Origin of the sequence: Pseudomonas sp. B20(2017), assembly GCF_002113125.1 — a bacterium.
In the GTDB taxonomy this organism is placed as follows: Bacteria; Pseudomonadota; Gammaproteobacteria; order Pseudomonadales; family Pseudomonadaceae; genus Aquipseudomonas.
This window is the reverse complement of sequence record NZ_NEJP01000015.1, coordinates 44,678-56,319: the sequence shown is the minus strand read 5'-3', so window position 1 is coordinate 56,319 and position 11,642 is coordinate 44,678. Positions and strand designations below refer to the sequence as shown.

The 11,642-nt window shown below is 59.4% G+C and carries 10 protein-coding genes; 3 read left to right on the top strand and 7 right to left on the bottom strand.

The features are described from left to right. Nucleotides 1–111 precede the first annotated feature (111 nt). From rpoD to rpsU, 3 genes are all read right to left on the bottom strand, one after another. Nucleotides 112–1,959 (bottom strand): RNA polymerase sigma factor RpoD, encoded by a 1,848-nt coding sequence (gene rpoD, locus CAF63_RS21220; RefSeq protein WP_085688480.1) that lies wholly within the window; start codon nucleotides 1,957–1,959, stop codon nucleotides 112–114. Between the two features lie 67 nt (nucleotides 1,960–2,026). Next, entirely contained in the window at nucleotides 2,027–3,994 is a 1,968-nt protein-coding gene (gene dnaG, locus CAF63_RS21215; protein ID WP_085688478.1) for a DNA primase, read from the bottom strand. Between the two features lie 480 nt (nucleotides 3,995–4,474). After that, nucleotides 4,475–4,690: a 30S ribosomal protein S21 gene (gene rpsU / locus CAF63_RS21210; protein ID WP_002551877.1), complete on the bottom strand. Its 216-nt coding sequence runs from the start codon at nucleotides 4,688–4,690 to the stop codon at nucleotides 4,475–4,477. A gap of 199 nt (nucleotides 4,691–4,889) precedes the next feature. On the opposite strand from rpsU, the gene tsaD reads away from it, so the two are divergent. Next, entirely contained in the window at nucleotides 4,890–5,915 is a 1,026-nt protein-coding gene (gene tsaD / locus CAF63_RS21205; protein ID WP_085688476.1) for a tRNA (adenosine(37)-N6)-threonylcarbamoyltransferase complex transferase subunit TsaD, read from the top strand. Nucleotides 5,916–5,938: 23 nt separating this feature from the next. On the opposite strand, the gene plsY is transcribed toward tsaD, so the two are convergent. Further along, nucleotides 5,939–6,508, bottom strand: coding sequence for a glycerol-3-phosphate 1-O-acyltransferase PlsY (gene plsY, locus CAF63_RS21200; protein ID WP_085688474.1), 570 nt, complete (start codon nucleotides 6,506–6,508; stop codon nucleotides 5,939–5,941). Nucleotides 6,509–6,582: 74 nt separating this feature from the next. On the opposite strand from plsY, the gene folB reads away from it, so the two are divergent. Then, a complete protein-coding gene (gene folB, locus CAF63_RS21195) occupies nucleotides 6,583–6,939 on the top strand; it encodes a dihydroneopterin aldolase (protein ID WP_064599849.1) in 357 nt (118 codons plus the stop codon). Then, nucleotides 6,930–7,448 (top strand): 2-amino-4-hydroxy-6-hydroxymethyldihydropteridine diphosphokinase, encoded by a 519-nt coding sequence (gene folK / locus CAF63_RS21190; protein ID WP_085688472.1) that lies wholly within the window; start codon nucleotides 6,930–6,932, stop codon nucleotides 7,446–7,448. The genes folB and folK overlap by 10 nt, the downstream gene beginning before the upstream one ends. Nucleotides 7,449–7,487: 39 nt before the next feature. Here the strand turns inward: folK and CAF63_RS21185 are convergent, their stop codons facing one another. From CAF63_RS21185 to CAF63_RS21175, 3 genes are all read right to left on the bottom strand, one after another. Continuing rightward, nucleotides 7,488–8,717, bottom strand: a complete 1,230-nt coding sequence (locus CAF63_RS21185; RefSeq protein WP_085688470.1) for a multifunctional CCA addition/repair protein — start codon at nucleotides 8,715–8,717, stop codon at nucleotides 7,488–7,490. A gap of 62 nt (nucleotides 8,718–8,779) precedes the next feature. Continuing rightward, a complete protein-coding gene (locus tag CAF63_RS21180; RefSeq protein ID WP_085688468.1) occupies nucleotides 8,780–10,351 on the bottom strand; it encodes a SpoVR family protein in 1,572 nt (523 codons plus the stop codon). After that, nucleotides 10,348–11,619 (bottom strand): YeaH/YhbH family protein, encoded by a 1,272-nt coding sequence (locus CAF63_RS21175; protein ID WP_007959907.1) that lies wholly within the window; start codon nucleotides 11,617–11,619, stop codon nucleotides 10,348–10,350. The genes CAF63_RS21180 and CAF63_RS21175 overlap by 4 nt, the downstream gene beginning before the upstream one ends. Nucleotides 11,620–11,642 lie beyond the last annotated feature (23 nt).

Here is an 11,642-nt window from a genome sequence, read left to right as displayed (position 1 = left end):
GCTCGGGGGAATGTTTCGAGTGTAGACGGGCTGTGCGCGGGGGGAGGGTGGAGCTGGGTATTTAATCTGCCATATAAACAAAACCCCCGGCCTGGGCCGGGGGTTATGGTGTCACTCGTCGAGGAAGGAGCGCAGATGCTCGCTTCGCGTCGGGTGGCGCAGCTTGCGCAGCGCCTTGGCTTCGATCTGACGGATCCGCTCACGGGTCACGTCAAACTGTTTGCCGACTTCTTCGAGCGTATGGTCGGTGTTCATGTCGATACCGAAACGCATGCGCAGTACCTTGGCTTCACGGGCAGTAAGGCCGGACAGCACTTCGCGTGTCGCTTCTTTCAGGCTCTCAACAGTGGCGACATCGATTGGCGACTGCATGGTCGAGTCTTCGATGAAGTCACCCAGATGGGAGTCTTCGTCATCACCGATCGGGGTTTCCATGGAGATCGGCTCTTTGGCAATCTTCAATACCTTGCGGATCTTGTCCTCAGGCATTTCCATGCGCTCACCCAGCTCTTCCGGGGTCGGTTCACGACCCATTTCCTGCAGCATCTGGCGGGAAATACGGTTGAGCTTGTTGATCGTCTCGATCATGTGCACCGGAATACGGATGGTGCGGGCCTGGTCGGCGATCGAGCGAGTGATCGCCTGACGGATCCACCAGGTGGCATAAGTCGAGAACTTGTAACCACGACGGTATTCGAACTTGTCCACCGCTTTCATCAGACCGATGTTGCCTTCCTGGATCAGATCGAGGAATTGCAGACCACGGTTGGTGTACTTCTTGGCGATGGAGATCACCAGACGCAAGTTCGCTTCAACCATTTCTTTCTTCGCGCGGCGGGCTTTCGCCTCACCGATCGACATGCGACGGTTGATGTCCTTGATCTCGGCGATGGTCAGGCCGGTCTCGGTTTCCAGCGCGGTCAGCTTTTGCTGGCAACGGATGATGTCCGGTTGCACGCGGGCAATGGCTTCGGCGTACTTGCTCTTGCCTTTGGCCAGGGCGTCGGACCAGCTTTCGTCGACTTCGTTGCCCGGGAACTGGCGCAGGAAGTCGGCACGCGGCATACGTGCATCACGTACGCACAGCTGCATGATCGCGCGCTCTTGCTGACGCAGACGATCCAGGGCACTGCGAACACGCTCGACCAGGGCTTCGAATTGCTTCGGCACCAGTTTGATCGGCATGAACAGATCGGCCAGGGCCAACAGTTCGGCAATCGCTGCCTTGTTGTGACGACCGTGCTTTTTCAGGGCCTTGCGGGTGATTTCCATCTGGTCGGCCACGGCGCCGAAACGCTGGGCAGCAATGACCGGATCCGGACCGCTTTCGGCTTCTTCTTCGTCATCGGAAGATTCGGCATCGTCATCGTCGTCGGACTCTTCCGCTTTCGCCGCTTTCGCGTCGATTGGCGGCGGTACTTCGGCGGCAGGCGGCGTAATGCCGTCGTCCGGGTCGATATAACCGCTCAGAACGTCGGACAGGCGACCACCTTCGGTGGTGACGCGAGTGTACTCGGAGAGAATATAGTCAACCGTGCCAGGGAAGTGCGCGATGGCGCTCATCACTTCACGGATGCCTTCTTCGATACGTTTGGCGATTTCGATTTCGCCTTCACGAGTCAGAAGCTCGACCGTACCCATTTCGCGCATGTACATGCGCACCGGGTCAGTGGTACGACCGATATCGGTCTCCACCGCCGCCAACGCAGCGGCTGCTTCTTCCGCAGCGGCCTCGTCGGTATCGGCGTCGGCCAGCATAAGGGCGTCCGCATCCGGAGCACTCTCGTGTACGGGGATCCCCATGTCGTTAATCATGCGGATGATGTCTTCCACCTGCTCCGGATCTGAAATATCCTCGGGCAGGTGGTCGTTGACCTCGGCGTAAGTCAGATACTTCTGCTCACGACCCAGTTTGATCAACTCAATAATACGAGACTGCTGTTGCGCTTTTCCGGACATAACACCCTATCCACTGAAGGTCTTGGCGGGCAAAAAACAAGCCGAGGATTATACCTGAGCTATGACCTCACGCGCCAGTTGAGGTCGGGTTTGATGCGGAAACATTGCGACTTAAAAGGTCGCGCAGTTGATTTTTCTCATCGATGCTCAGTTCGCTTTGACGCGCTTTCCTGAGCAGTTGTTCCAGATTCCGCTCGCGTTGGCGGGCTGACAAGCTAGTAATGGTGTCGAAAAACTGTTGTTCAAGGTTGTCTCCGTCAATCAGCCATTCCTTTTCCGCCAATGCCTTGAGCAGTCGGCCCTGTTCGGTTCCGTGCCATCGCGCGATCAACTGAAATGAGTTTAGCTTGGGATTCTTCTGTACGGCTTCGAGCAGTGCCACCAGCAGTTGTGCGTTGGTCTGGTTTTCGTCTGCAAAGTGCCCGGCATCCTCGACTTTTTCCGCCAGTTGCGGGTGATGCAGCAAGGTTCTCAGGGCGGCCAGGGTTGGTGGTTCGACGGCGGCCGGCACGCGTGGGGCACGGGGCTGGTCGCGATCACCGCCACGCTTGCCGTTTTTGTCCCATGGTTTCTTGTCCCATTTCTTGCCGCCGGCGCCGGATTTCTTCGGCGTCCATTCCTGCTGCGGCACATACATGTCCTGTGACTGCGGCTGATGGTAGTCGCTGTAGTCCGGCATGGCGTCGTAATCGATGCCCGGGTCGTAGGCCGGCGGTGCTTCCTGCGGGGCGCTCTGGGCCAGTTGGCTGACACTTTCACTGCTCAGACCGGTGATCTCGGTCAGGCGCTGGCGCATCAGGATGCGCAGGTTGGCGCCGGGGACCTTGTCGATCAGCGGTGCCGCGAGCGTGGCCATGTGGGCCTTGCCCTCCAGCGAGCGCGGGTCGGCTTCTTCGGTCAGTTGCTGGAAGAAGTAGTCCGCCAGCGGCTGTGCGTGCTGATTGATCCGGGCGCGGAAGGCGTCAGTGCCCTCGGCGCGAATCAGCGTATCCGGGTCTTCGCCTTCGGGCAGAAACAGGAAGCGTGCACGACGTCCGTCCTGAAGGCTGGAAAGCGTTGCTTCCAGCGCGCGCCAGGCGGCGTTGCGGCCGGCCTGGTCGCCGTCGAAGCAAAACAGCACGTTCGGCACGACGCGAAACAGGCGTTTGAGGTGTTCTTCGCTGGTCGCGGTGCCCAGTGTCGCCACAGCATTGCGCAGGCCTTGCTGGGCGAGGGCGATGACGTCCATATAGCCCTCGACGACGATGATTTCGTCGAGGTTGCGATTGTTTTTGCGGGCTTCGTAAAGGCCGTAGAGTTCCTGGCCTTTGTGAAACACCGGGGTTTCCGGCGAGTTCAGGTATTTTGGCTTGTCGTCGCCGAGCACTCGGCCGCCGAAAGCAATGATTCGTCCACGGGTGTCGCGAATCGGGAACATCACGCGATCGCGGAAGCGGTCATAGCGTTTGCCGGTTTCGGCATTCTCGATCAGCAGGCCGGCTTCGATCATGGCCTTCTGCTGCAAGGTGTCGCTGCTCAAGTGTTTGAGCAGGTTGTCCCAGCCCGGCGGTGCAAATCCGAGGCCGAAGTCTCGGGCGATCTCGCCGGTCAGGCCGCGTCCCTTGAGGTAATCCACCGCCGCCTTGCGTGCCGGATGGCTCTTTAGAGCCTGCCGGTAAAAGTCGGCCGCGGCGGTGAGTAGCGGGTACAGCGGAGAGTCGGTCGGTTGGCGCGGTTTGTTCGAGCGGCCGCCTTCTTCACGCGGGACTTCCATGCCGGCGGCTTTGGCCAGATCCTCGACGGCCTGGGGGAAGTCCAGGTTGTCGTGATCCATGAGAAAGCCGAGGGCGTTGCCGCCGGCGCCGCAGCCAAAGCAGTAATAGAACTGCTTGTCGGGGCTGACGCTGAACGACGGGGTTTTCTCTTTATGGAACGGGCAGCAGGCGGTGTAGTTCTTGCCGGCCTTCTTCAATTGCACGCGCGAGCTGACCACATCGACGATGTCGGTGCGGTTCAGAAGGTCGTCAATGAAGCTCTGGGGAATCAGCCCGGCCATGGCGTTCTCGTCTGCGCTGTAATGGATCCGATGCGAAAGGCGGCCGGACGCGGGTCATTGAGTGATGCACGCACGTGGGGCGGCTCGACCGGTGTCGTTTGCGTAATCGCTGTCGGGAAGTGTATCTGCCGAAAATCCACTGACGTTAGTACTCATCAGTCTTCGACTATTCGAAAATGTTGCGCTGAATCCGCTGACGGCCTGTAATCGGCCTCGGATAGCTCATGAAGCGGGCACGCAAGCAGGTGCCTTGGGCTGATCGTCGTAAGAGGAATCAGTGGGTGTGCTCGTCAGTAGCCTTGAAAGGCTCGTCAGAAAAGACGTGCACCGCTGGCAAAAGAGCCAGGCCTGACGCGGTGAAGCGGGTTTGTCTCGGTCGCATCTGCGGCTTCGACGGTGAAGCATCAAGCGTTTTACGCAAATGCCATTAGCCCGGCTGAGGGCCGGGCTTGGCAGAAGCTTGCTACGATCGTCTGTGTATTAGTACAGACGAACGGCGCGGCGCTGTTCGCGCTGAACTTTCTTGGCGTGACGCTTAACAGCAGCAGCTGCCTTGCGCTTACGCTCAGAAGTTGGCTTCTCGTAAAATTCGCGGCTACGAACTTCAGCCAGTACACCGGCTTTTTCGCAGGAGCGCTTGAAACGACGCAGAGCTACGTCGAAGGGTTCGTTCTCTTTAACTTTGACGGCTGGCATCCAGAGCTACCTTCATTCATTACCGGGGTCAACATCCTCGCGGCAAAAGAGCACTTGAAGACGTCGGTTTTTAAGGGTTGCGGATGTTAACCCCTCATCGCTCGGAATGCAAAGCCTCTGATCGAAAACCGCTGGTCGGGGCATCACGCGGCGACTATTATGCGCGCCTTCGAATTTAGCCTAAACAAGGCGCAAACCCATGCTAGTACTGGGATTAGAAACTTCCTGCGACGAAACCGGCGTCGCTTTGTACGACAGCGAACGCGGCCTGTTGGCCGATGCGCTGTTCAGTCAGATCGACCTGCATCGCGTTTATGGCGGCGTGGTGCCGGAGCTGGCTTCGCGCGATCACGTCAAGCGCATGCTGCCCCTGATTCGTCAGGTGCTGGCCGAGGCCGACTGCGTACCGACCGAGATCGACGCCATCGCCTACACCGCGGGTCCCGGCCTGGTCGGGGCGTTGCTGGTGGGGGCTTCCTGCGCCCAGGCGCTGGCTTTTGCCTGGGGCATTCCGGCGCTCGGCGTGCACCACATGGAAGGCCACTTGCTGGCGCCAATGCTGGAGCCAAAACCGCCGGAATTCCCGTTCGTCGCTTTGTTGGTCTCCGGTGGTCATACGCAGCTGGTTCAGGTCGATGGCATCGGCCAATACAGCCTGCTCGGCGAAACGCTGGACGATGCGGCGGGCGAAGCGTTCGACAAGACTGCAAAAATGATGGGCCTGAATTATCCGGGCGGACCGGAAATCGCCAAGCTGGCAGAGAAGGGCGTCGCAGGACGTTTCACCTTCCCGCGTCCGATGTGTGATCGCCCGGGCCTGGATTTCAGCTTCAGCGGCCTGAAGACCTTCGCCCTTAACACTTGGCAGCAATGTGTCAGCGCCGGGGACGACAGCGAGCAAGCCCGTTGCGACATCGCGCTGGCGTTCCAGCAGGCCGTGGTGGAGACTTTGACCATCAAGTGCAAGCGGGCCCTGAAGCAGGCCGGCATGAAGCGTCTGGTGATCGCCGGCGGCGTCAGTGCCAACAAGGCATTGCGTGTATCGCTGGAGAAGATGCTCGGCGACATGAAAGGCGATGTGTTCTATGCCCGTCCCCAGTTTTGCACCGATAACGGCGCGATGATCGCGTTTGCCGGTTGCCAGCGTTTGCAGGCCGGTCAGCAGGAAAGCCTGGCGATCAGTGTGCAGGCGCGCTGGCCGATGGAGCAGCTGTCGGCGCTGTAATGAGCGGCGCTCACGTGCGGTATTTAAAAATGCCGTTCGCGCCCGGCGAACAGGTCGCGTAGATTGCCCCGGTGGCGCCAGACGATCAGCAGTGTCAGCGTGCTCATCGGCAACAGTGCTGCGGGTTCCTGCCAGGCCAGCAACGGCAGGGTCAGCGGAGTGGCGATCAGCGCCGCCAGCGAGCTGGTGCGGGTCAGGTAGAACGTCAGCAGCCAGGCGCACACGGCCAGCAGCGCAGCGGGTGGATACAGGCCCAGCAGCATGCCGGCTGCCGTGGCGACGCCCTTGCCGCCGCGAAAGCGGAAGTACAACGGGAACAGGTGACCGATCACGGCGCAGACGCCGATCCACGCCTGATCCTGCAGTGAAAGGCCTACAGTCGAAGCGATCAGCACCGGCAGCAGGCCTTTGCAGAGATCACCCAGCAGGGTAAAGATCGCGAGTTTGCGTCCGGCCAGGCGCAGCATGTTGGTGGCGCCGGCATTACCCGAGCCACTCATTCGCGGATCCGGATTTCCGGTCAGGCGGCTGAGCAAAATGGCGAAGGACAGAGAGCCGAGCAGGTAGGCGAGGATCGCCAGTAACCAAAACATGCTAACTATTCCGGGCGAGGACGCCCTGATTCTAACGGCGCATTGCGCCCTTGTCGTGCAGCGGAGAAAAGTGCTTGGACAGAGTGTTTATCGAGGGCCTGGAAGTCGACACCGTGATCGGTGCCTACGACTGGGAGCGTGGCATCCGACAGTGCCTGCGTCTTGATTTGAGTTTCGCCTGGGACAATCGCCCGGCCGCTGCCGGTGACGACCTGACCCTGGCGCTCGATTACGCCAGTGTGTCCACGCGAATCCAGGCCTTTGCCGAGCAATCCCAGTATCAGTTGGTCGAGACCTTCGCCGAGCGTCTGGTTGAAGTGCTGATGAGCGAATTCAAGATCACCTGGGTGCGCCTCAAGCTGACCAAGCCAGGTGCCGTACCGGCCGCCAAGGGGGGTGTGGGTGTGGAGATCGAGCGCGGATGTCGCTGACCCAGGTCTATCTCGGGCTCGGTAGCAATATCGAGCGCGAAACCCATTTGCAGGCCGGTCTGGATGCCTTGTCCACGTTTCTGGTGGATATCCGCTGCTCGCCTGTATTCGAAAGCCAGCCGGTGGGAATCAAGAGCGGGCCGTTCTTCAACTTCGTGGTGTCGGCGTTCACCGATCTGCCGTTGATCGAGCTGGATCGCCGCTTGAAGTTCATTGAAGCGGATAACGGTCGTTATGCGCCGGATCGCAAGGGCTTGCCGCTGGATATCGACGTGTTGCTGTACGGCGATCTGGCGGGCAACTTCGACGGCCTGATCCTGCCTCGTGCGGAAATCCTGAAAAATGCCTTTGTGCTGTGGCCGCTGTCGCTGATTGCGCCGGATCGGGTGCATCCCGGTGCAGGAAAAAGCTTTGCCACATTGTGGGCCGAAGCGCAGATCGATCAGGTGCTGGCACCGGTCGGATTTGAATGGCGCGGTACTCAGCTCACGCCTCCAGGTCTGGCTTGAACGGTTTGATCCGCCCTGGCGAGGGTGGATCAAATGTTTTCAGGACGCCGCCGATTCCTTGTAAACCTTCAGCGCTTTGAGCCGTTCGCGCTTGAGTGCCTCGCCCAGTTCCGGGCCTTTGAATCCCTTCTCCAGCAACGGCTGCACTGCCACGCCGCGCGCCACATTGGCCGCGCCGCGCAGGTAATCCGCCTGTGGATAACTGCGCTGCTCAAGCCCTTTGCGGCCTCGAGCATCCATCTCGCACGCGCTGATGAATTCTTCGAACCGCTGTGGTCGACGGTAAACGTCAAAGCTTTGCAGCAACTCAAGCAAGGTCGAAGCCTTCAATTCCAGGGCACGATGCCCATGGGTGTGATATTGGCCGACCAGCAAGGCCAGTTCCTGACAGTCTTTCGGTGCCTTGAAGCGCTCGTTGACCGCTTTGATCAACTTCAGGCCTTTATGCTCATGGGCGATATGCCGTGGCCATTCATCCTCTGGAGTCAGACCTTTGCCGAGGTCGTGCAACAGGCAGGCCCAGCGCACGGTCAGCGGCTGCTTGTGCAAGGCTGACTGCTCAAGCACGCTCAGGGTGTGAATGCCGCTGTCGATTTCCGGGTGATGGGCTTCCGGTTGCGGCACGCCGAACAAGGCATCGACCTCCGGCATCAGTACCTTCAAGGCGCCGCAATCGCGCAACACTTGAATGAACACTTGGGGTTGATCTTCCATCAGTGCGCGGGAAATCTCTTTCCAGCTGCGTTCGGCCGTAAGGGCTTCCAGTTCACCCGATTTGCTGAGCTGACGCATCAGCTCCAGGGTTTCGGGCGCGACCTTGAAGCCGAGCGTCGCGTAACGGGCGGCAAAGCGCGCAACACGCAGAACCCTGAGCGGATCTTCGGCAAATGCGGGGGAAACGTGGCGCAGAATCCGCTCTTCGAGATCGCGCTGGCCGTGATAGGGATCAGTCAGGTTTTGCTGATCGTCTTCGGCCATGGCGTTGATCGTCAGGTCGCGGCGGATCAGGTCTTCTTCAAGCGTGACTTCGGGGCTGGCGTGAAAGGTGAAACCACCATAGCCGCGACCGCTCTTGCGCTCGGTGCGGGCGAGGGCGTACTCCTCGCCGCTTTTCGGGTGAAGAAAAACCGGGAAGTCCGCGCCGACCGGGCGAAATCCCTTGGCAAGCATTTCTTCTGTGGTCGCGCCGACCACCACCCAATCGATATCCGTGACCGGTTTGCCCAGCAGGCGATCACGAACCGCACCGCCGACCTTGTAAATCTGCATAAAAACCTCCGTTGGCCCGACAGGATAACCCTTGCGCCGGACTTTCGGAGGCCTGAACGGGATCAAAGATGAATGACGGCCAGGTCGAGGCGACCGTAATCCCCCTCGCTGTGTTCGCTGCGGGGAGGAACGTGATGGGTCTTCATGATCTGGTCGCCCTGCAGGGTTTCCAGATGAATGTCGAAGCCCCACAGCCGATGCAGGTGTTTCAGGACCTCCTCAGTGGAATCACCCAGCGGTTTGCGGTCGTGTTGCTGGTGGCGCAGGGTCAGCGAGCGGTCGCCGCGGCGGTCGATGCTGTAGATCTGCACGTTCGGTTCGCGGTTGCCCAAGTTGTACTGCGCGGCCAGGGTCTCGCGAATGATCCGGTAACCGCCCTCGTCATGGATTGCGGGCACCAGCAGATCGTCCTTCTGATCGTCATCGAGGATGCTGAACAGCTTCAGGTCGCGGATCACCTTGGGTGACAGGTACTGCAGGATGAAGCTCTCATCCTTGAAGCTGCTCATGGCGAACTTGATGGTCGACAGCCAGTCGCTGCCGGCGATTTCCGGGAACCAGCGACGGTCTTCTTCCGTGGGCTCTTCGCACATGCGACGGATGTCGCGATACATCGCAAACCCCAGCGCATACGGGTTGATACCGTTGTAATAAGGGCTGTCGAATCCGGGCTGGAACACCACGCTGGTGTGGGACGTCAAGAACTCCATCATGAAGCCGTCCGTCACCAGGCCCTCGTCATACAGGTCGTTCATCAACGTGTAGTGCCAGAACGTCGCCCAGCCTTCGTTCATCACCTGGGTCTGGCGCTGTGGATAGAAATACTGAGCGATCTTGCGCACGATCCGCACGATCTCGCGTTGCCAGGGCTCCAGCAGCGGGGCGTGTTTCTCGATGAAATACAGAATGTTTTCCTGCGGTTCGGCCGGGAAGCGTGCGTTGTCCTTGTCGCTGTATTTGTCCGCGCCTTTGGGAATGGTGCGCCACAGGTCGTTGATCTGCTTCTGCAGATGCTCTTCGCGATCCTTCTGCCGACGCCGTTCTTCCTCGGCGGAAATAGGATACGGACGTTTGTAGCGGTCGACACCGTAGTTCATCAGGGCGTGGCAGGAATCGAGCAGATCCTCCACGGCGTCGATCCCGTGGCGCTCCTCGCACTGCATGATGTACTGCTTGGCGAACACCAGGTAATCGATGATCGAACTGGCATCGGTCCAGGTGCGGAACAGATAGTTGCCCTTGAAGAAACTGTTGTGGCCGTAGCAGGCATGCGCAACCACCAGTGCCTGCATGCAGATGGTGTTTTCTTCCATCAGGTATGCGATGCACGGGTCCGAGTTGATCACGATCTCGTACGCCAGCCCCATCTGCCCGCGACTGTAGGATTTCTCGGTGCTGAGGAAATGTTTGCCATAGGACCAATGGTGATAGCCCAGCGGCATGCCGACCGAAGCGTAGGCGTCCATCATCTGTTCGGCGGTGATCACTTCTATCTGGTTAGGGTAGGTATCCAGGGCGTAGCCGGCCGCGATGCGGGCGATTTCGCGGTCGTACGCCTGGATCAGCTCGAAGGTCCATTCCGAGCCGGTGGATATGGGTTGGCGCTTCTGCTCTTTGGCGGTCTTGGCGGTCATGTCACTAACCTGCGCTGGAAGAGTTCACGGAAGACCGGATAGATATCCCCGGCCGAGACCAGTTGTTGCTGGGCAAAAGTGTCGGAAAAGGCTTCGGCGATGCGTTCGTACTCGTACCACAAGGCCTGATGTTCGCGTGGGGTGATCTCCACGTAAGTGTAGTACTGCACGAACGGCATGATCTGGTTGATCAGAATGTCGCGGCAGATCGGCGAGTCATCGTTCCAGTTATCGCCGTCGGAAGCCTGGGCGGCGTAGATGTTCCACTCGTTGCTCGGATAGCGCTCGGCCATGATCTCCTGCATCAGTTTCAGGGCACTGGAGACGATGGTGCCGCCGGTTTCGCGGGAGTAGAAAAACTCCTCTTCGTCCACTTCGCGGGCGCTGGTGTGGTGGCGGATGAACACCACGTCGATCTTGTCGTAGTTCCGCTTGAGGAACAGGTACAACAGAATGAAAAACCGTTTGGCGATGTCCTTGGTCGCCTGGGTCATGGAGCCGGAAACGTCCATCAGGCAGAACATCACGGCTTTCGAGCTGGGGTTTGGCTGCTTGATCAGCAGGTTGTACTTGAGGTCGAAAGTATCGAGGAATGGCACGCGGTGGATGCGCGCGCTGAGTTTTTCGATTTCCGCCTCGAGATCCTGAATATCGCCGAAGTTATCCGGCTCTTCGCGTTTGAGTCGCGCCAGTTCCTCTTTGACTTCGCGCAGTTTGGCGCGGCTGCTGCCCGACAGGGCAATGCGCCGTGCATGAGCAGAACGCAGGGTGCGAATAATGTTGATCCGCGACGGATTGCCTTCGTTACTGATCCCTGCGCGTACGGTCTTGAAGGTGTCGGTACCGGTCAGGTTGCGCTTGACCAGGTTCGGCAGTTCGAGATCCTCGAACATGAATTCGAGGAATTCTTCCTGGGTGATCTGGAAGACGAACTCGTCCATGCCTTCGCCGGAGTTACCGGCCTTGCCCGGCCCACGGCCACCTCCGCCTCCGGGCGGACGGGCGATGTGTTCGCCAGCGGTGAATTCCTTGTTGCCGGGGTGAACCACGGTCTGCTTGCCGCCGCGACCATGGTGAAGCACCGGTTCGTCGATATCGCGACCGGGAATGCTGATCTGTTCGCCGTGCTCCATGTCGGTGATGGAACGCCGGCTGACCGCCTCTTCGACAGCCTTCTTGATATGGTCACGGTAACGCCGCAGGAAACGCTGACGGTTCACCGTGCTCTTGTTCTTGCCATTGAGACGTCGGTCGATCACATAGCTCATGACTGCTCCTTAGAAGCTGTCCT